Genomic DNA, 21,054 nt, shown 5'->3' with positions numbered 1-21,054 from the left:
CATTCATTTTGATTTAACTTAAAACTTCTCGCATCGCTTTTGCTTTAAGCAAACATTCTTCATACTCCTTTTCAGGAATTGATGGCGAAGTGATAGCGCTTCCAACTGAAAAAGAAACATATTTTTTTTCTTGATTGTACAAAATGCTTCGGATAACTACATTAAAATCGAAATCACCATTTGGTGTAAAATACCCCACAGCACCGCTATATAAACCGCGTTTTGTTTCTTCGAGTTTTTCAATTATTTTCATCACCGAAATCTTTGGTGCACCCGTCATACTTCCCATTGGGAAAGTTGTTTTTAAAGTATCTACTATAGAATAGTGCGCCTCTAACTTTGACGTAACCGTTGATATCATCTGATGCACTTGCAAAAAAGAATAAATTGTACACAACTCTTGTACTTCAACGGATCCTTTTTGTGCTGTTCGAGACAAATCATTGCGCACTAAATCCGTAATCATAATATTTTCGGCTCGTTCTTTTGGGTCTAAAGCCAATTGCATTTTCGATTTTTCGTCTTCAATTGGGTCTGAAAATCGTTTTGCAGTTCCTTTAATCGGTTGCGAAATAATAAGTTCTCCTTCTTTCCTTAAATAACGTTCCGGTGTCGCCGAAAGTAAAAAGTGATTGTTGTTTTTAAAAAAAACGGCAAATGGCGGCTGAGAAATTTCGTTGAGTTTTATAAATTTTTCTATGGGATCAATCGTTGCATTTTCAGCAAAAAATTCCATGCAGAAATTGGCTTCATAAATATCGCCCTGATGAATGTGTTCCAATATTTTTGAAACTTTTTGAAGATAATTCTCTTTCGGAATCCGTTGTTGGATCGTTATTTGTGGATTTTGAACGCTCAACGCTGAACACTGAACACTAATTTCTTTAAAGTCTGCCTCCACTTCCTCCACACACATATTGAGATATTGAATTTCGAGTTGATTTCCTTTCAATAAAAACAGTTTCTTAGGTTGGAAAAAATACAAATCCGGAAAATCCAGCCCGTCAAAATTAGCAGATTGCAACTGCTCAATATCATTTTTTAAATCATACGATAAATAACCAAAAAGCCAGTCTTTCGTATTTTGCTGGTACTGTTTCAAATCCTCAAAGGCATTGTAAACATCTGTTTTGATGGAGGTAAAAGCATCTACGGCAAGAATACAATCGCAACTGGAGTACTGTTGCGGATACTCATTACTATCCATAAAAACAACTTCACGAAATTGTTGTGACCAAAGTAAAAGTTGTTGTTTGAACAATTTTGAATCAGAAATAGACTTATAAATTGAAGTTCTCAAAAAGTTTTAATGTTTAAAAATTCAAAATTACAACAAAAAAAATTCTTCAATAACTGGTTATGCTAAAATTAGCTTATTTTTTTGTAAATTTGGTAGTGCGTGATCAATTTTGGATTTTTTTAATCGTTTAATCATTCCCGTTATGGCTTCAAAAATTTTCCTTAATTTAGCAGTTAAAGACCTTAAAAAATCCATTGTTTTTTTTACACAACTCGGATTTTCTTTCAATCCTCAATTTACTGATGAACAAGCCACTTGCATGATTACAGGAAAAAACATTTTTGTGATGCTGCTTACTGAGCAACGATTTAGAGACTTTACCAAAAAAGAAATTTGCAATGCCCATAAAAATACCGAAGTATTAATCGCAATAGATGTTGAAAGCAAAAAAAAAGTGGACGAAATAGTACAAAAAGCGATATTTGCGGGTGGTACAACGTATATGGAGCCACAAGATCACGGATCGATGTATGCCCATGGTTTTGCGGATTTGGACGGACACCAATGGGAAATTATGTGTATGGATGAACGTGCAATTCCCCTATAATTATTCTCAAATATGTAACCAATAAAACCATATACTATGAAAATTGTAATTATTATTATCCGAACTTTAATTGGAATTTTACTTCTTTATGCATCAATTAGTTTTTTTCTGAAACTAGCTCCAGAACCGGAGGTTACCGGAAATTTCAAGGCTTTTAATGTGGGCTTGGTTGCCTCTACTTACATTATGCCATTAGCCAAGTCTATTGAGTTGTTATGTGGCCTAGCCTTTTTGACAGGGCGTTATGTTACTCTTGCCAGTATTTTGATTTTACCAATAACCATCAACATTTTATTCATAAATTTTTTCTTGTCTCCAGAGGGAATTCCTACTGCCCTTTTCTTATTCTTGGGAAATATGTTTCTAATTTTTAACCATTGGAACAATTATAAAAGTTTATTTATTGCTAAAGACTAAATAAGTGCACCTCATAACAAAAAAACCCGCTCAATGTAGCGGGTTTCTTTATTCTAAAGCAAAAATTTATTCTTTAATTACACATGCAACGCTCTATTGTCAGTAGCGGCTAGTGCTGCTTCTTTGATCGCTTCTGCAAATGTTGGATGAGCATGAGACATTCTGGAAATATCTTCAGCAGAGGCTTTGAATTCCATTGCAACTACTGCTTCAGCAATTAAATCCGCACAACGAGCCCCAATCATGTGAACGCCTAGTACTTCATCTGTTTTTGCATCAGCAAGAATTTTTACAAATCCGTCTAAATCTCCACCAGCTCTTGCGCGTCCTAAAGCTTTGAAAGGAAAACTTCCTGCTTTATACTCAACTCCGGAAGCTTTCAATTGCTCCTCTGTTTGTCCTACAGCAGCCACTTCTGGCCAAGTGTACACAACTCCGGGAATCAAATTATAATCGATATGTGGTTTTTGACCTGCTAATATTTCAGCCACCATGGCTCCTTCTTCTTCTGCTTTGTGTGCTAACATTGCGCCACGCACCACATCGCCAATTGCATAAATAGAAGGAACTGAAGTTTGCAAATGATCATTTACTTCTACCATTCCTCTATCTGAGATTTTCACACCTGCTTTATCAGCATTTAATCCGTCAGTATACGGACGACGACCTACAGAAACTAAGGAATAATCCCCTTCCAGCGTAATTGTTTCTCCTTTTGTATTTTCAGCTTGAACTACAACGCCTTCACCATTTCGTTCTACGGATTTCACTTTGTGTGAAACATAGAATTTCATGCCTTGTTTTTTTAATACTTTAGTCAATTCTTTAGACAATGAAGCATCCATTCCAGGAATAATTCGGTCTAAATATTCTACAACAGAAACTTGTGATCCCAATCGCAAATACACTTGACCTAATTCGATCCCGATAACTCCACCACCAATAATTACTAAATGTTTTGGTACTTCTTTAAGTTTCAATGCTTCGGTTGAAGTGATGATTCTTTCTTTATCAATTTTGATAAAAGGCAAAGAAGATGGTTTTGAACCTGTAGCGATAATGATGTTTTTGGCTTCGATAGTTTCAGAAGTTCCGTCTGCTTTTGCCACCGCAACATGCGTAGCATCAACAAATGAACCCAATCCTTCCAGAACTGTAATTTTATTTTTGTCCATTAAAAATTTCACACCACCAGAAGTCTGATCTACAACTGCTTGTTTGCGCGCAATCATTTTTTCAAGGTTTACTTTTACTTCCCCGGAAACTTCAATTCCGTGATCTGCAAAATGTGCAATTTCACTGTAATGATGAGAAGAAGCAAGCAGTGCTTTTGAAGGAATACAACCAACATTGAGGCAAGTTCCTCCAAGAGTGGAATATTTTTCGATAATTGCTGTTTTAAAACCCAGTTGTGCACAACGAATTGCTGATACATATCCGCCTGGTCCAGAACCTATAATGACTACGTCAAATGAACTCATAGTATTTTTTTTTATTGTGTTTTTATAAAATGTTCCACAAAATTAAGGAATTAAGTTTTGTTTGAAGTTTAATTCAGAAGGTTTTTTGTTATGAAAATGACATAACCAATATTCATCAAAAAATTATTTATGGCTTTTTAGAAGGATCTCTATAAGTATGAAAATCAGAGTAAATAATAATTTCATCATTAAATACTTCATAAATAATTACAAAAGGGAATTTTTTAAAGGATAATTCTCTGAAAAACGGTTCTTTTTTTAGTGGGAATAGTTCAGGATTCATTTTTAATATTTTTAAATATCTTTTAAGATAAGTAGTTGGAACTATTTAATGTCATACTAAAAAATGAGTGAAATAATATTTAACATATAAGTCATATAAGAATTAAACCTTAAATGACCTTATGATTGTTATAGTTACATAAGGCTAACATAATCGAAACTTAAACTTACATGGCTTATATGGTAAAAAAAATGCAACATTGTTTTATTCTTATTGCTTAAGCAAAAAAAACTTTGCCTAATCCCTTTTTTTACTTTTATAAATTTCAATAGCCTCAATTATTTCAATTTCTGCTAATTTTGAAATAACTATTTTAAAAACCATATTTGGCATTTAATTGCTTCTCCAAATCTTCCCAAGAAGTTGATAAACTATTCCCGGAATGATAGACGGTTCTGGCTTCTTCCACTTTTTGATACTGATTATCCGAAACTAGGGAAGCTTTTTCTCAGTTTAAAATAGCGTCAAATATTCCTTCCAAAACGACTAATTTTGAATCATCCTGGATAAGTTTTCCAAAATTCACAATACCCTTTTGTCTAATTTCTTTAGTTTTCATGGAGCAATTGATTTATTCTAAATTTAATGACATTAAAACAATCAACATTTATATATCAACGACAGTCGTGCTTTTTACTTCGCTAATCATAAATGTGCTGTGCGTACTTCCTATATGTTGTAATGTCGTTAGTTTCGTTACTAAAAACTCTCGATAAGCTTCCATATCTTTTACCACAATTTTCAGGATATAATCATAATCACCGCTCACATGATGACATTCTAAAACTTCTTTTAGTTTCACCACTTCACTTTCGAACTTCGTGAGAAACTCTTTGGTATGCTGTATCAATTTGAGGTGACAAAAAACCACAAATCCTTTCTCGGCTTTGGAGCGATTAATCAACGCAACATACTTGTCAATAACCCCTTCTCTTTCTAATTTTTTAATGCGTTCATAAACGGCAGTAACGGAAAGATTGAGTTTTAAGGACAATTCTTTGGTTGTTTTCTTACTATCATTTTGTAATAAAAAAAGTAATTTTTTGTCTGTTGAATCTAATGTCATTGTGTTGCAAATTTCAAATTGATAGATAATCTATAAAAATCCTGATTACCGAACTAATTTAGTGAAAAAAATTAATTATTTAGTGTTATATAGTTTTATAATCTAATAAAACTACAGACTATTGATTTTTAATCTTAAAATATTTTGTTTTGAATAGGATTTCTTGACATACCGGAATGTCCAAGCCCTGATAGCAACGGCATCCTTTTACTTTTTTCTTTAAAAAGTAAAAGATAGAGTGAATAGCAGGAATAGCTTCAAATAACAATAAAAAATAATTATGAAAAATTTCAATCCCGCAGACAACATTCAGGATTTGCAGTACTTTGGCGAATTTGGTGGTGTGAATCCCTCTATTTCTGACTCCTCAACCTACACTTTTTTATCGGCAAAAACGATGTTCGATACTTTTGAAGGCAATATGGAAGGCTGTTATTTGTATTCACGTCATTCCTCGCCGAGTAATTTATACCTGGACAAAGCCTTGGCAGCCATGGAAGGCACGGAAACAGCGAACGTTTCGGCATCCGGAATGGGAGCGATTACGCCTACTTTGTTGCAATTGTGCGGTTCCGGCGACCATATTGTTTCTAGCAGAACCATTTATGGCGGAACGTATGCATTCCTGAAGAATTTTACACCTAGATTAGGTATCAAAACCACATTTGTTGACATCACAAAACTTGAAGTTGTAGAGGCTGCTATTACTGCTGAAACTAAAGTTTTGTATTGTGAGACGGTGAGCAATCCTTTATTGGAAGTGGCTGATATTGAAGGTTTATCAAAAATTGCAAAAAGACATAATTTGAAATTAGTTGTTGATAATACTTTTTCGCCACTATCCGTTTCGCCTGCTAAATTAGGAGCTGATATTGTGATTCACAGTTTGACAAAATACATCAACGGAAGCAGTGATACGGTGGGCGGAGTAACATGCGCCTCTCAGGAATTTATTGATAGTTTAAAAAATGTAAACAGTGGAGCCAGCATGTTATTGGGGCCAACGATGGATAGTCTGCGATCTGCCAGTGTGATGAAAAACTTGCGTACGCTGCACATCAGGATGAAACAGCACAGCCATAATGCGATGTATCTGGCGGAACGTTTTGAAAAAGACGGAATCAAAACAGTGTATCCGGGGTTAAAAAGCCATCCGAGTCATGAGATCTATAAAAGCATGATTAATCCTGAATATGGTTTTGGCGGGATGATGACACTGGATGTTGGAACTTTGGTGAAAGCCAATGCTTTGATGGAGTTGATGCAGGCCAAAAATCTAGGGTATCTGGCGGTGAGTTTAGGCTTTTATAAAACCTTATTCAGCGCGCCGGGAACCTCAACTTCCAGCGAAATCCCTTTGGAGGAACAAATTGAAATGGGATTGACAGACGGTTTGATTCGGTTTTCTATCGGATTAGACAATGATATTGAAAGAACATATCAAAGTATGAAGGCCTGTATGATGGAATTAAATCTGCTAAAATAAGGAGCCATAGTCATAGAATGATTATCCTTTAGCCGCCTATCATTTTTAAGGAAAACTAGAAAACACAAAAAAAGCTTCGAATTTCTTCGAAGCTTTTGCTTTCTGGGTGGAAGACGGGGCTCGAACCCGCGACCCTCGGTACCACAAACCGATGCTCTAACCAACTGAGCTACAACCACCATTTGCTTAGCGGTGGCAAATATACGATATAAGTTTATTTCTGCAAATATTTATTTCAAAAAATTACATGAAAATTAGATCAAATCTGCTAAGCTATTGACTGCCAAATATCTTTCAGTCGTAAAACCTTCTGCATGATCCAGTCCTGCAATCCTTCCTAAATCTCTGGAGCGATAATTCAGGCTTTCCAGAAAGTTTTTGCTTGTTATTGGGGATTCCGGTTCCTTTGAGTTGGCATCATAAAACTGGGAACTGTAGGCTAAAATTGCTTCAATTTTTTTATCGGTAAAACCTGTAATGTCGACTACAAAATCCGGCTCTATATTTTTCCATTGAATGTAATGATAGACAATTTTTGGCCGCCAAGGCGCTTGCTTTTCGCCTGCTAATGAAGTTTCTATCTTGATCAACCCGGATAAAAAACAAGCATCAGACACTAATTTACTTCCTTTTGCATGATCAATATGGCGGTCATCAATAGCATTGCACAGAATAATTTCCGGCTGGTACTTGCGAATCATTTGTATAATTTCTAATTGGTGTTTTTCGTCATTGACAAAAAAGCCATCTCGCATTTCTAAATTCTCACGCACTGAAACGCCCAGTATTTTTGCAGCAGCATTCGCTTCCTGATCTCTGATATCAGCGGAACCGCGAGTCCCTAATTCGCCACGTGTCAAATCAATAATCCCAACTGTTTTTCCTAAGGACATTTCTTTTAAAATGGTTCCCGCACAACCCAACTCTACATCATCAGGATGCGCACCAAAAGCCAATATATCTAATTTCATTATTTTCTGTTTATTTTATTTAAAGTTATACTAACTCGCCTTCATCTAATATTTATAATACTTTTTTCATTGTCATTGATTTATGGACGCTTTCCTCCCACTCTTTTTCAGGGACGCTATCTTTTGTGATACCACAACCCATATACAAATATGCGCTAGTCAATGCGAGATTCGAATCAAAATCAATTTGCATGCACCGCAAATTTACAAACAAATCAGAACTTACGGTATTGGTCGTGAAACTGCTGTTCAATTCCCCCAGAAAACCGGTGTAAAAACTCCTGTCGTACTGCTCGTTTTCTAGAATAAAAGTCTTAGCACTTTCTTTTGGCAACCCACAAACGGCAGGTGTGGGATGCAATAACTCAATTACTTTTTGCAAGCTGGAATCGGAATTTAAATGTCCAAAAATATCTGTTTTTATATGCCAGATACTTCCCGCTTTGACGCTGTACGGCTCCGTCACCAAAACTCCGGAAGCCACACTTTCGAGTTTTGAAACAATATAATCCGTTACAAACTGCTGTTCTTCTTTTTCTTTTTTGTGCCAAGTAATTTCGGACAAACCCAAATCTTTCTGCGTTCCCGCCAAAGAAATCGTTTCAAAAACGGCTTCAGTTGCTTTCAGTAATTGCTCCGGTGTAGCGCCCAACCAAGTTCCAATTTTTGGATGATAAAAACAATACACAAAAGTAGAAGGATAAAGCTGTACTAATTTTTCGAAAGTGGAAACCAAATCAAAATCTGCTACTTCAACGGTTTCTTTTCTGGAAAGCACTACTTTATTACATTCGTTATTCTTTATGGACTGGATCCCTTTGGAAACTAAAGCTTCAAAATTATTTTTAGCCAAGGCATCTACAATCGTAAATTCATTTTTAGAAATAGCATTTTCTTTTTTTTTCAAAGTAACCCGCACCATTTCCGATTCATTTTCAGGAATCAAATGCGTTTTTGCTCCATCAAAAGAGGCAAAAACAAACCCTTTTTCGGTAAAATCAACAGCTGAAAATACCGTGTCATTTTGTTGAAAAAAACCAATTACTTCTGCTGAATCAGGCTTACAATACAAAACAAAAGGTAGTTTTTCCTGAAACTGTTTTTTGGCTTTAGCTATAATTGCTTCCATTATTTGTTTTCGCTTTTTCTTTTTGGCAAAATCATATTAGTCAATTTACAAAGCGATATTAAGGTATTATTTTCATCCGTAATTCGTATTTCCCAAAGATGAATGCTTCGTCCTTTGTGCACGATTCGAGCTGTTGCCGTTACAATTCCGTCCCGCTTTGCTTTCAAATGATTGGCTGAAATCTCGATTCCGCGCACTTCACTTAGCTCAGAATTCACATACAGCATAGAAGCGGCACTGCCCACACTTTCTGCTAAAGCTACTGAAGCACCACCATGCAACAATCCCATTGGCTGATGTACGGATGGATTAACAGGCATTGTGGCTACTAAAAAATCTTCTCCTGCATCAGTATATTCAATATTCAACGTTTGCATTAAGGTGTTTTTAGAAATGTGATTGCAATATTGAAGTATTTTTTCTTTGTCGAATGTCATGTTATTGGCTTTAGAAACGTAAAAATAAATAAAAGATAAGTCACAAAACAGTAATTGCAATTGTTATTCTGATTTCGAAATAGATTTTTCCTATTTTTACAAAAAATACAACTAGATGCGTGCCAAAATAGTCCTGCTTTTTATTGGAATAGTATTCTCCATTTGTTCCTGCCGATCTGATTTTGAGACCGTAGCCAGCACCGGTGATTTAGCTTTTTCCAAAGACACTATTTATCTCGACACTGTTTTTTCAAACATTGGTTCCAGCACGTACCGACTCAAAGTATTCAACAAAAGCAAAAATGACATTACCATTCCAACCATTAAATTAGGAAAAGGATTAAGTTCTAAATACCGAATGACCGTTGACGGAATGCAGGGAACGGAAGGTAAAATTTTTACTAATGTGGCTCTTTTAGCCAAAGACAGTTTGTATATTTTCATAGAAACCACTGCAAATAGTACTGATGCTAACCCAAACGATTTTTTATACACCGATCAAATTCAGTTTGACAGTGGCGAAAACCGGCAAAATGTAGAACTGGTAACGCTCATTCAAGACGCTGTTTTTCTTTATCCAAAGCGTTTTACTAATGGAACTACTGAAACACTTCCTATTGGAGACCAAAAAATAGATGGCTTTTATCTGGATGAAAACGATCCTGTAAATGGAAATGAATTACAGTTTACCAATGACAAACCCTATGTAATTTATGGCTACGCAGCAGTTCCTTCGAATAAAACAGCCACTTTTGAGGCGGGAACCCGAGTTCATTTCCATGCTAATTCTGGGCTTATAGTAACCAATGATGCCTCCATCAATATTAATGGAACAGTATCTATAACGGATAAACTGGAAAACGAAGTCATTTTTGAAGGCGACCGTTTAGAAACTAATTTTTCGGATGTTCCGGGACAATGGGGAACCATTTGGCTTACTGATGGCAGTACGAATAACACATTGAATCACCTGACGATTAAAAATGCCACTATCGGATTATTGATTCAAAATAATGATGGCAGTACAGTTTCTATCAAAAACACTCAAATTTACAACAGCAGTACCTTTGGAATTTTGGCGCAGACCGCAAAAATAAATGGAAAAAACGTAGTTATTAATAATGCCGGATTAGCCAGTTTAGCCTGCACCTATGGCGGAAATTATTCCTTTACACATTCAACCTTCAATAACAACTGGAACAGTTCCCAACAAGTGGCGGTTTTGATAAATAATTATATTTTGGGAGCAATTCCGGAAGTTAAAGATTTAACCGCAGCTACTTTTAACAACTGCATTATTTACGGTTCCTATTCAAACGAAATGAGTTTAAACAAGAAAACGGGAGCCACTTTTGAATACCAATTTAATAATTGCCTGATTAAATTTGATAACACATCGAATCAATTTGCAACGAATCCTGATTATCAATTCAGTACGGATACGGCACATTACAATGCGATACTTTTGAACAAGGATCCAAAATTCTTTAATATAACACAGAACAAATTTAATATTAACGAAACTTCGGCTGCTTTCGCAAAAGGGAATTCGGCATACCTGATTCCGTTAGATATTACAGGAAACACCAGAAGTTTACCCCCTGATTTAGGCGCATATCAAAACAAAGTATTCCCAAAATAAACAACTTTGAATGACAACACAAACTAAGACAAAACGCCTCCTATAATTAACTATTTAGTAACCTGATACACCGATTTAAAGAGTAGTTTTATCAAAAATTTTACTCAAAAATCCAATCTATTTTAAAACCAATTTAATCTATTATCAGACTATGAAACAAATCTACTCACTTCTCTTTTTATTTCTTTTCACGGCAGGTTTTGCGCAAGCGCCAGCAGGATATTATACCAATGCCACAGGAACGGGCTACACGTTGAAAACTCAATTATACAACATCATCAAAGACCATACAGTACAAACGTATGCAGGCTTATATGTTACTTATGAAACTTCCGATATTGATAATTTCTTTGAAAAGGACGGAACAGTTTTAGATATGTACTCTGAAAATCCTGCCGGAGCTGATCCATATACGTACACTATTGCAACTACGCAACGATGCGGAAGCAGTGGTTACGCAAAAGAAGGAGATTGTTACAATCGAGAACACATTATACCGCAATCTATATTCAGCGAAGCCTTACCAATGGTTTCTGATGCGCATTTCATAACGCCTACTGACGGAGAAGTAAATGGAATCCGATCTAATTACCCGCATTCTGTAGTAGCAACCGCTACTCAAACTACCCTTAACGGAAGTAAACTTGGAGCCAGTACAACAGCAGGTTATACAGGTCCTGTTTTTGAACCAATAGATGAATTCAAAGGGGATATTGCCCGTATGTATTTCTATTTTGCCACTCGTTATGAAAATACAGTTGCCGGATACAATTACCCAATGTTCAACAATTCAACTAGTAAAGTATTTACCACCGCATTTTTAAATCAACTGCTGGCTTGGCACAATCAAGATCCGGTAAGTGCCAGAGAAATTGCCCGTAACAACGCTATTTATGCGCGCCAGAACAATAGAAATCCTTACATTGACAATCCAAGTTATGTAGCATCAGTTTGGACTACACAACCTGCCGATACAGAATCTCCAACAGCTGCAACAAATTTGACAGTAACTAGTACCACATCAAACTCGGCTACTTTAACATGGACAGCAGCAACAGATAATGTTGGTGTTACCGGTTATGATGTGTATGTAAACGGTACATTAAAATCTACCGAAACAGGGTTAACTGCTACAGTAAACGGTTTAGTTGCATCTACCACTTATTCCTTTTATATTATAACCAGAGATGCTGAAAGAAATTCTTCGGTTGCCAGTACATCAGTAAATGGAACCACTAAAGCACCAGCTGCCGGTACCACTTTTTGTGCCTCTGAAGATTTTCAAACTATTCCTGCAAATGCAAGTTCTTATGCTACACAAACGTGGACTAACGCAGGAATAACATGGACCTCTACTGATTCTCGTACCGACCAAACATTAAATTCAAGAGCAATAACAATACGAAATGGCGCTCTTACCTCTTCATCTGTTGCTAATGGTATCAAGGATTTGACAGTTACCACCCAGCTTATTTTTTCTGGATCTGCAGGATCTTTTAAACTGAATGTCAATGGAACAGAAGTTGGCACTATCCCTTACAGCAGTACGTCAACGACGACGACAATACCAAACATCAATGTAACTGGGAATGTGATTATTACCCTTTCTGGAAACAGCACAGCATCAAATCGTGTTCGATTTGATGATCTTTCTTGGACTTGTGCCGCTTCACTTGGTGTTGATCAATTAGAAACAAAAAGTTTTGAAATTTATCCCAATCCATCCAATGGAAATATCAAAATAAATTTCAAAAATTCAAATGAAAAATACTCGGTTCAAGTATTTTCAGTATTAGGACAAAAAGTTTTTGAAAAAGAGTATACCAACAGTTCTTCTGCAGCGGTTAACAATCTTCAAAAAGGAGTTTATTTAATTAAAATAACCAACGATTCTAAATCAGTTACTAAAAAACTAATTGTAAACTAATTTAAGCACGAACCATTTCTTTTAAAGCGGCATTTATTGCCGCTTTTTTTGTTTTATTTTAGACTTGTTTTATACATAAAAAGAAAATTTTTAGCTCCTTTACAACTTAGCGCTACAGGTTTCCTGTTTATTTTTCTAAAAAAAATGCAACCTGTTGTACTTCAAATGTTACTAATTATGTTAATAAAAATGCAAATACCTTCATAATTTCATAACATATACCACCCAAAATGTTATAAATTTGTGAGTCTTCAGTATTTTCCCATTTGGAAGCCTGAGACTAACCCCAATAACCAAAACAAATTTAAATTATGAAAAAAATCTACTCTGCATTATTATTACTGTTCGTCACAGCAACGATAGCCCAAATACCAAGTGGTTATTACAACACCGCCACAGGAACTGGCTACACACTCAAAACACAATTATACAACGTCATCAAAGGGCATACGGATAACGGATATGGCGGTTTATACACCATATATCAAACCTCGGATAGGGATTATTACTTTGAAAATGACGCCACAATTTTAGACATGTATTCTGAAAATCCTGCCGGAACAGACCCTTATAACTACTCCGCCGGAACAACCCAAAGATGTGGCACTTATAGTGTAGAAGGAGATTGTTACAATAGAGAACACATCATTCCGCAATCTACTTTTGGTTCTGCAGCCCCAATGGTTTCAGATGCCCATTTCATCACACCCACAGACGGAAAAGTAAACGGTCAGCGTTCTAATTATCCGCACGGACCGGTGACTTCAGCATCTTGGACTTCCTTAAACGGAAGTAAACTTGGAACGAGTACAACTTCTGGTTATTCAGGACCTATTTTTGAACCTATCAATGAATTCAAAGGCGATATTGCCCGAATGTATTTTTATTTTGCCACCCGTTATGAAAATACAGTTGCTGGTTATTCCTATGCAATGTTCAATGGATCGAGTAATCAAGTGTTCACGACCGCTTTTTTAAACGTATTGATTACTTGGCACAACCAAGATCCTGTCAGCACTAGAGAAATTGATCGCAACAATGCCATTTATAATTCTCAAAACAATAGGAATCCTTATATTGATCATCCTGAGTATGTACAGGCAATTTGGAACCCAAGCGCTGATGCACAAGCCCCAACTACTCCAACGAATTTAGTTGCTAGCGGAACAACATCAAATTCCGTTTCATTAAACTGGACGGCTTCCTCTGATAATAGTGGAGTAACTGGCTATAATGTGTATATGAACAGTGCTTTAAAAACAACCACAACCGGAACAACAACCACTATCACTGGGCTAACCGCTTCTACTGCCTACTCTTTCTTTGTAAAAGCTAAAGATGCTGCAGGAAATATCTCTGGCCCAAGTAACACGGTGAATGTGACAACTGCTGCAGCAAGTGGTTCAACTGCAACAGATTTATTATTTTCAGAATATATTGAAGGCTCTTCAAACAATAAAGCTTTGGAAATTTCGAACGCAACTGGCGCCGCGATCAGCTTATCGATTTATAGCATAAAAAAACAAACGAATGGTTCCGGTGCCTGGAGTACAGGATTAGCCCTAACAGGGACTTTGAATACCGGCAGTAAATTCACAATCGTAAATAGTTTAATGGCGTCTAGTTGTTATCCTACAAGCTCAGCAAACCTTTCTACATCAGCAACTGAAATGACTTTTAATGGGAATGATGCTGTAGGTTTATTCAAAAATGGCGTCTTAATTGATGTCATTGGAACTTTTAACGGTGGAACTGCAAACTTTGCGGCGGATCAAACCCTGAGAAGAAAATCAACCGTTACGGCACCAACAACTACTTTTAATAAAACAACCCAATGGGATTCCTTTACATCAGATACGTGTAACAATTTAGGAAGTCGTACGATTGAAAAAACACCAAAAACCAGTGTGGCTTTAGATATAAATGATATTGCCCTCTATCCAAATCCATCCAATGGAACTTTCTCTATCAATAATTCGAATAAAAGGTATGCTATCGAAATTTATTCTATAATTGGTCAGAAAATTTACAGCGACGAAAACAGCACCAAATCAGAAATTACGCTGCCAAATAGTGTAAAAGGAACGTACTTGGTTCGAGTGACTATTGATTCCAATTCAGTCCTCAAGAAATTAATAATCAACTAATTAACAAAGCGGCAAATTGCCGCTTTTTTTTTACTCCAAATTTAATCTTAATTGACTAAATTTGCACCGCAATACAACAAACTACATAACAATGATCCATTTCTTTGAAAACCAAAGCAAGACTGTTTATGCCGTACATACGCAAAACGCATTGAGCGAAGTCGAAATGTCAGCTCAAGACATTTCAAGACTCAACTGGCTTTTTGCCAATTCAAATAAAATAGAAAAATCCGTACTGACGGATTTTTTTGTTGGTCCTCGCGCCACAATGATAACCCCTTGGAGTACTAATGCTGTAGAAATCACCCAAAACATGGGAATATCCGGCATCATTAGAATCGAGGAATTTCATAAAGCGACCGCTGATTTTTCTGATTTTGACCCGATGCTTTCGCAAAAGTACACCGAGTTGAATCAAGATATTTTTACTATCAATGTACTTCCGGAAGCTATTTTGGACATCGATGATATTGCTGCTTACAACAAACAAGAAGGATTGTCTTTGAGTCCGGAAGAAGTAGCATATTTAGATAATCTAGCGCTTAAATTAGGGCGAAAACTAACAGATTCTGAGATTTTTGGTTTTTCACAAGCCAATTCAGAACACTGTCGTCACAAGATTTTCAATGGAAAATTCATCATTGACGGGGAAGAAAAAGAATCTTCTTTATTCAAATTAATCAAGAAAACATCCCAAGAAAATCCGAACGATATTGTCTCGGCTTACAAAGATAACGTTGCTTTTGTAAAAGGGCCTCGGGTACAACAATTTGCTCCAAAAAGCGCTGATAAACCTGATTTTTATGAAGTCAAAGAATTTGATTCGGTTATTTCATTAAAAGCAGAAACACATAATTTTCCAACAACGGTAGAACCTTTCAATGGGGCTGCAACAGGTTCTGGCGGAGAAATTCGGGATCGTTTAGCAGGTGGACAAGGTTCTTTGCCAATGGCAGGAACTGCAGTTTACATGACTTCCTACTCTCGTTTAGAAGCCCCATTCGACTCCGCTCAGGGCAGTAGACCTTGGGAAAATGGTATGGCCGAAAGAAAATGGTTGTATCAAACGCCAATGGATATTTTGATCAAAGCGTCCAACGGAGCTTCTGATTTTGGGAATAAATTTGGACAACCGTTAATTACAGGTTCTATCCTGACTTTCGAACACGAACACTTCGACACGCTCAGTGTGACGGGTCGAAAATTAGGGTACGACAAAGTAATTATGCAAGCGGGCGGAATTGGGTACGGAAAATTAGATCAAGCGATTAAGAAAAAACCACAAACAGGCGATAAAATTGTTATCCTTGGTGGTGAAAATTATAGAATTGGAATGGGTGGAGCAGCAGTTTCTTCAGCAGATACCGGAGCTTTCAGTTCAGGAATTGAGTTGAACGCCATCCAACGTTCGAACCCAGAAATGCAAAAACGTGCTGCCAATGCCATTCGTGGTTTGGTAGAAAGCGATATTAATCCAATTGTTTCGATTCACGATCACGGTGCTGGCGGACATTTAAACTGCCTTTCGGAATTAGTGGAAGAAACTGGCGGATTAATTGATTTAGACAAATTGCCTGTGGGAGATCCCACCCTTTCCGCAAAAGAAATCATTGGTAACGAATCTCAGGAAAGAATGGGATTGGTTATTGCAAAGGAAAACATCGATTTATTGCAAAAAATTGCGGATCGAGAACGTTCTCCAATGTACCAAGTGGGAGACGTAACCGGAGATCACCGTTTTACTTTTCAATCAAAATCAACAGGAGCTAAACCAATGGATTTCGCTTTAGAAGACTTTTTTGGAAGTTCTCCAAAAGTGGTTATGACAGACAAAACAATTGAAAGAAATTATACTGATTTAAGTTACGACAAGAAAAACATTTCAACCTATTTAGAGCAGGTACTTCAATTGGAGGCTGTAGCTTGTAAAGACTGGTTGACCAATAAAGTAGACCGTTGTGTGGGTGGTAAAGTTGCCAAACAACAAAATGCCGGACCCTTGCAATTGCCTTTGAATAATTGTGGAGTAATGGCCTTGGATTATCAAGGAATAGAAGGAGTTGCCACTTCGATTGGGCACTCGCCTATTGCTTCATTAATTGATCCGGTGGCAGGAACAAGAACTGCCATTGCTGAATCTTTATCAAACATTGTTTGGGCACCAATAAAAGACGGATTAAAGGGAATTTCACTTTCGGCAAACTGGATGTGGGCGTGTAAAAACGAAGGCGAAGACGCCCGTTTATACGCAGCTGTTCAAGCCTGTTCGGATTTTGCAATCGAATTGGGAATCAACATTCCAACCGGAAAAGATTCTCTTTCCATGAAACAAAAATATCCAAATGAAGAAGTAATTGCGCCGGGAACGGTGATTATTTCAGCAGGTGGAAATTGTACCGATATTAGAAAAGTAGTAGAGCCTGTTTTACAAAGAGATGGCGGTTCTATTTATTACATTAATTTATCTCAAGATGATTTCAAATTAGGCGGTTCTTCGTTTGCACAAACGTTGAATACTATTGGACAAGAAGTACCCACGATAAAAGACGCTGCATTTTTCAAAAGAGCGTTCAATACCATTCAAGAATTAATTTTAGAAAACAATATTCTTGCAGGACACGATATTGGGAGTGGTGGTTTGATTACTACTTTATTGGAAATGTGTTTTGCCGATGTGAATTTGGGAGCTAAAATAGATTTCTCTCCCGAAGCTTCGGGATTCGAAGAAAAAGACATCATCAAATATCTTTTTGCTGAAAATATCGGAATTGTTTTCCAAGCAAAATCGGATGCTGAAGTAGAATCTAAATTGAATGCTAATATCGTTTCTTTCTATAAATTGGGAATCCCCTCCCCAGCCCTCCCCGAAGGAGAGGGAGCCAAACTGGAAATAATCAGTTCTTCTCCTGAAATTTTGACTTTCGACATCGCTAAATACAGAGATATTTGGTTCAAAACTTCTTTTTTATTAGACCAAAAACAATCGAAGAACGGAATGGCTCAAGCGCGTTATGACAATTATAAAAATCAAGCGTTACACTATACTTTTCCAACACATTTTACAGGAAAAAAACCAGTTATTGACAATTCTAAACCGCGTCCTAAAGCAGCTATTATCCGTGAAAAAGGAAGTAATTCGGAGCGTGAAATGGCAAATGCCATGTACCTAGCCGGTTTTGATGTAAAAGATGTTCACATGACCGATTTAATTTCAGGTCGTGAAACCTTGGAAGACATTCAGTTCATTGGCGCGGTTGGTGGATTCTCGAATTCAGATGTATTGGGTTCTGCCAAAGGTTGGGCGGGAGCATTTTTATACAATGAAAAAGCAAAAACCGCTTTAGACAATTTCTTTAAGAGAGACGACACCTTGTCTGTTGGAATCTGTAATGGTTGTCAATTGTTCATGGAATTGGAAGTAATTAATCCGGAGCATGACGTACACGGAAAAATGCTGCATAACGAAAGCAACAAACACGAAAGTATTTTTACATCAGTGACTATACAGGAAAACAATTCAGTGATGCTTTCTTCATTAGCAGGAAGTACGCTTGGAGTTTGGGTTTCGCATGGCGAAGGAAAATTCAACTTGCCAATGGGGGAAGAAAATTATACTATTGTTTCTAAATATGCCTATGAAGGTTATCCTGCTAATCCAAACGGATCGGATTACAATACGGCCATGCTTTGCGACAAAACAGGACGACATTTAGTAATGATGCCACACATAGAGCGCTCTACATTTCAATGGAACTGGGCACATTATCCAAAAGATAGAGACGATGAAGTTTCGCCTTGGCATGAAGCTTTTGTCAATGCCAGAAAATGGGTTGATAAAAAATAATTTATTCTATACTTTCTTAAAGCGTTCCTTTTCAGGAACGCTTTTTTTATGGAAAAGAATTTAAAAGCCATTTTGATGATTTGTAAGAAAATTTTAATATATTTGAAAATAGACAAAGTGAAACAAAACTTCGCCAATCTAGTCAATTTTAAGTGTATGTGAGAAGGTTTGTATCGCCTATTGACTAGTTGGCGGGAATACCAAAGAACTGCAAAGTTGAAAATTACCAGTCAAAAACTTTGCTAAAGTTATCTAATTGACTAACTTTGCCCAATGAGTCAGAAATTTATAAGAGAAGTTGTTTATTACGAAGACTATTATCTTAATTTTTTTAACGCTCAAAAAGAAGACGTTAAGAAAAAATTTAACTGGACTTTACAGTTAATTTCAACTCAACAAAGAATCCCCGAAAAGTTTTTCAAACATTTGACTGGTGCAGACGGAATATTTGAAGTTCGTGTTGAAGTCGGTTCAGATATTTTTAGAGTTTTTAGTTTTTTTGACAAAGGAAAGATTGTTGTTTTAGTAAATGGATTTCAGAAGAAAACACAAAAGACCCCGAAATCAGAAATCAAAATAGCTGAAAAACTAAAAGCAGAATATTTAGAAAATAAATATAAAAAGTAACGATTATGAAAACTGAAAATAAAAAAATTACAACATTTGCCGAACACTTAGATGCTCAATACGGGAAAACAGGAACCGAAACCCGTGAAAAATACGAAGAAGAATACGAGACCTTCGAACTTGGTGTTATGTTACAAGAAATGCGAAAAGAACGTGGAATGACACAAGAACAACTGGCATTAAAATGTGGAACAACAAAATCGTATATATCTAAAATTGAAAATAACACCAGCGATATAAGACTTTCTACATTAATGAGAATAATTAGACTAGGTTTAGGTGGACACTTAAAGTTAAGTTTAACCGAATAAAGGTACTACCCCGCCAATCGAGTAGACGGCTCCGCCAGAAACTGACGGAGTGCGCCTCTCACACCACCGTACGTTCGGGTCTCGTATACGGCGGTTCGCAAAGTGATGGGTTGAGTTCCATGTAAATCTCCAACATTGATTGATAGCCTTTCTTCTTAAGTCGCAGTAGGGTAATTGTAGTGGTTAGAATCGGACTCTGGGCAATACGCCATCCTCCTTTTACTCACGCTTTGGTATTGTATTTTTGGTATTCGTGAATGCGGAGCATTTCTGGTTCTGCTCCAAGCATAAGCGTGGTCTTTGTCAATCCCTAGTCGTATCAGGTTTTTCCTTTTGCGCTTGGGCTTTTTCCAGTCCGTCCAAATGCAGTAGCGCAGTCTATTGTGCAACCATCCATCAATATCTCGTAACTTTCCTCGAATACTCGTTCCTCGAAAATAGTTTAACCATCCTCGTTGAATTTGCTTCGCCAGTTCGCCTTTCAGGCTCGGGTCGTTGATTTTTCGGACAACGATAGCGATTTGCAATCCGTGCCCACAAAGAGAATGATTCAGCAAGAAATTATGCCCATTTAGAGTGCGAAATAGAAGTGGTTTTATTAGACTTATTTTTGTGGCAAATTGGAATTGGCACTGTTTGCAAAATTATTCCAACGATTCTCTGCAAACACTCGCGGTCTGGTTATAAATTCAATCGAAGATATTTTTAAGATAAAACAATGAAAAGACTAATCATTGCTTGGAGTTAATCATCGATGGAATGAACTATAGGTAATTAAACGGACAAGCCTATTTATTTTAAGTACTTACTGTTAAAAGTAGCCCTTTGTCTTGAATTTATTTAGTCCGTTAGTAGTGATTTATTTTATAAACAACTTTAATAAAATTACTGCCTATAATTGGAACACCGCTAACAGACGCCTTTCCATTTGTAATATCCATTGTATTTCCATACATAGCCTTCAAGTCGTTTCTGGGTAAGGCATTAAATAAATATTCTACAGCTATATCATCTGATAAATCCCACCTAAGCCCTAAATTCAACCCTAACGATAAATGAGAAGACTCTTGATTATACCCAATTCCTCCTCCCCAATCACCATTTCTGTTTATTAATGTAGGTTCTATACTAGGTATAAAAACAGTGTGAATAACTCTTCTAAATAAATTTACATAGAAATGGGTGTGATATCCCACTCCAATCGTATACTTAGAAAAATCTAATCTTGGAAACGTTTCATACCCTATGTTGACTTCTACATCTTTGCTAACCATTGAAAATTGCACTAAAAAGTCTTTAGCTGATTCATTATTTGTTGGTTCACTTCCCATAATTGTATTCCTAACGTCAAACGCAACCGAAAAGGCTAGATAATTATCTTGTGCAGTTAATTTAGTAACAAATAAAGCAACTACAATTGTTATTAATTTTATCATGAT

At 36.6% G+C, this 21,054-nt stretch carries 18 protein-coding genes and 1 tRNA gene; 9 read left to right on the top strand and 10 right to left on the bottom strand.

Annotated elements, in window-relative coordinates; all coding sequences use genetic code 11:
- Positions 1–13 precede the first annotated feature (13 nt).
- Positions 14–1,300 carry an anthranilate synthase component I family protein gene (locus tag EKL98_RS05895; RefSeq protein ID WP_126561778.1) on the bottom strand — a complete coding sequence of 429 codons (1,287 nt, stop codon included), beginning with the start codon at positions 1,298–1,300 and terminating at the stop codon, positions 14–16.
- 142 nt (positions 1,301–1,442) lie between these two features.
- Here EKL98_RS05895 and EKL98_RS05890 point away from each other — a divergent pair, with 142 nt between their 5' ends.
- On the top strand, positions 1,443–1,847 hold the full coding sequence (locus EKL98_RS05890; RefSeq protein WP_126561777.1) for a VOC family protein: 405 nt from the start codon (positions 1,443–1,445) through the stop codon (positions 1,845–1,847).
- Positions 1,848–1,883: 36 nt separating this feature from the next.
- Positions 1,884–2,264, top strand: a complete 381-nt coding sequence (locus EKL98_RS05885; RefSeq protein ID WP_126462598.1) for a DoxX family membrane protein — start codon at positions 1,884–1,886, stop codon at positions 2,262–2,264.
- Between the two features lie 77 nt (positions 2,265–2,341).
- Here the strand turns inward: EKL98_RS05885 and lpdA are convergent, their stop codons facing one another.
- From lpdA to EKL98_RS05875, 3 genes are all read right to left on the bottom strand, one after another.
- Positions 2,342–3,745, bottom strand: coding sequence for a dihydrolipoyl dehydrogenase (gene lpdA, locus EKL98_RS05880; protein WP_126561776.1), 1,404 nt, complete (start codon positions 3,743–3,745; stop codon positions 2,342–2,344).
- A 127-nt stretch (positions 3,746–3,872) separates the two neighbouring features.
- Positions 3,873–4,028: a hypothetical protein gene (locus EKL98_RS17565; RefSeq protein WP_156063275.1), complete on the bottom strand. Its 156-nt coding sequence runs from the start codon at positions 4,026–4,028 to the stop codon at positions 3,873–3,875.
- 607 nt (positions 4,029–4,635) lie between these two features.
- Positions 4,636–5,094: an Lrp/AsnC family transcriptional regulator gene (locus tag EKL98_RS05875; RefSeq protein ID WP_126462604.1), complete on the bottom strand. Its 459-nt coding sequence runs from the start codon at positions 5,092–5,094 to the stop codon at positions 4,636–4,638.
- 280 nt (positions 5,095–5,374) lie between these two features.
- Between EKL98_RS05875 and EKL98_RS05870 the strand changes: the two genes are divergently transcribed.
- A complete protein-coding gene (locus EKL98_RS05870) occupies positions 5,375–6,580 on the top strand; it encodes an aminotransferase class I/II-fold pyridoxal phosphate-dependent enzyme (protein WP_126561775.1) in 1,206 nt (401 codons plus the stop codon).
- Between the two features lie 104 nt (positions 6,581–6,684).
- On the opposite strand, the gene EKL98_RS05865 is transcribed toward EKL98_RS05870, so the two are convergent.
- The 4 genes from EKL98_RS05865 to EKL98_RS05850 all read right to left on the bottom strand — a co-directional run bounded on the left by EKL98_RS05865 (position 6,685) and on the right by EKL98_RS05850 (position 9,117).
- Positions 6,685–6,760, bottom strand: a tRNA-His gene (locus tag EKL98_RS05865).
- Between the two features lie 74 nt (positions 6,761–6,834).
- Positions 6,835–7,551 carry a bacillithiol biosynthesis deacetylase BshB1 gene (bshB1, locus tag EKL98_RS05860; RefSeq protein WP_126554109.1) on the bottom strand — a complete coding sequence of 239 codons (717 nt, stop codon included), beginning with the start codon at positions 7,549–7,551 and terminating at the stop codon, positions 6,835–6,837.
- 52 nt (positions 7,552–7,603) lie between these two features.
- Positions 7,604–8,680 (bottom strand): chorismate-binding protein, encoded by a 1,077-nt coding sequence (locus tag EKL98_RS05855; protein WP_126561774.1) that lies wholly within the window; start codon positions 8,678–8,680, stop codon positions 7,604–7,606.
- Positions 8,680–9,117 carry a PaaI family thioesterase gene (locus EKL98_RS05850; protein ID WP_126462616.1) on the bottom strand — a complete coding sequence of 146 codons (438 nt, stop codon included), beginning with the start codon at positions 9,115–9,117 and terminating at the stop codon, positions 8,680–8,682. Before EKL98_RS05850 ends, EKL98_RS05855 begins: the two co-directional genes overlap by 1 nt.
- A 115-nt stretch (positions 9,118–9,232) precedes the next feature.
- Between EKL98_RS05850 and EKL98_RS05845 the strand changes: the two genes are divergently transcribed.
- The 6 genes from EKL98_RS05845 (at position 9,233) to EKL98_RS05820 (ending at position 19,615) form a co-directional block, all read left to right on the top strand.
- The gene (locus EKL98_RS05845) at positions 9,233–10,759 is read left to right on the top strand and encodes a hypothetical protein (RefSeq protein ID WP_126561773.1); all 1,527 of its coding nucleotides are present in this window, start codon (positions 9,233–9,235) and stop codon (positions 10,757–10,759) included.
- Positions 10,760–10,910: 151 nt separating this feature from the next.
- The gene (locus EKL98_RS05840; RefSeq protein ID WP_126561772.1) at positions 10,911–12,686 is read left to right on the top strand and encodes an endonuclease; all 1,776 of its coding nucleotides are present in this window, start codon (positions 10,911–10,913) and stop codon (positions 12,684–12,686) included.
- Positions 12,687–12,997: 311 nt separating this feature from the next.
- The gene (locus EKL98_RS05835; protein WP_126561771.1) at positions 12,998–14,833 is read left to right on the top strand and encodes an endonuclease; all 1,836 of its coding nucleotides are present in this window, start codon (positions 12,998–13,000) and stop codon (positions 14,831–14,833) included.
- A gap of 91 nt (positions 14,834–14,924) precedes the next feature.
- On the top strand, positions 14,925–18,677 hold the full coding sequence (gene purL / locus EKL98_RS05830) for a phosphoribosylformylglycinamidine synthase (RefSeq protein ID WP_126561770.1): 3,753 nt from the start codon (positions 14,925–14,927) through the stop codon (positions 18,675–18,677).
- A 273-nt stretch (positions 18,678–18,950) separates the two neighbouring features.
- Positions 18,951–19,304 (top strand): type II toxin-antitoxin system RelE/ParE family toxin, encoded by a 354-nt coding sequence (locus EKL98_RS05825; protein WP_126462631.1) that lies wholly within the window; start codon positions 18,951–18,953, stop codon positions 19,302–19,304.
- A 5-nt stretch (positions 19,305–19,309) separates the two neighbouring features.
- Positions 19,310–19,615: a helix-turn-helix domain-containing protein gene (locus EKL98_RS05820; protein ID WP_126462634.1), complete on the top strand. Its 306-nt coding sequence runs from the start codon at positions 19,310–19,312 to the stop codon at positions 19,613–19,615.
- A gap of 155 nt (positions 19,616–19,770) precedes the next feature.
- Here EKL98_RS05820 and EKL98_RS05815 read toward each other — a convergent pair whose 3' ends face one another.
- Together EKL98_RS05815 and EKL98_RS05810 are read right to left on the bottom strand one after the other, a co-directional pair.
- Positions 19,771–20,142: a group II intron maturase-specific domain-containing protein gene (locus tag EKL98_RS05815; RefSeq protein WP_394343472.1), complete on the bottom strand. Its 372-nt coding sequence runs from the start codon at positions 20,140–20,142 to the stop codon at positions 19,771–19,773.
- 321 nt (positions 20,143–20,463) lie between these two features.
- On the bottom strand, positions 20,464–21,051 hold the full coding sequence (locus EKL98_RS05810) for a hypothetical protein (RefSeq protein ID WP_126460856.1): 588 nt from the start codon (positions 21,049–21,051) through the stop codon (positions 20,464–20,466).
- Positions 21,052–21,054 lie beyond the last annotated feature (3 nt).

The sequence above is a fragment of the Flavobacterium bomense genome (genome assembly GCF_003970355.1).
Note: the sequence above shows the minus strand (reverse complement) of the source record. Positions and strands in the feature narration are given on the sequence as shown.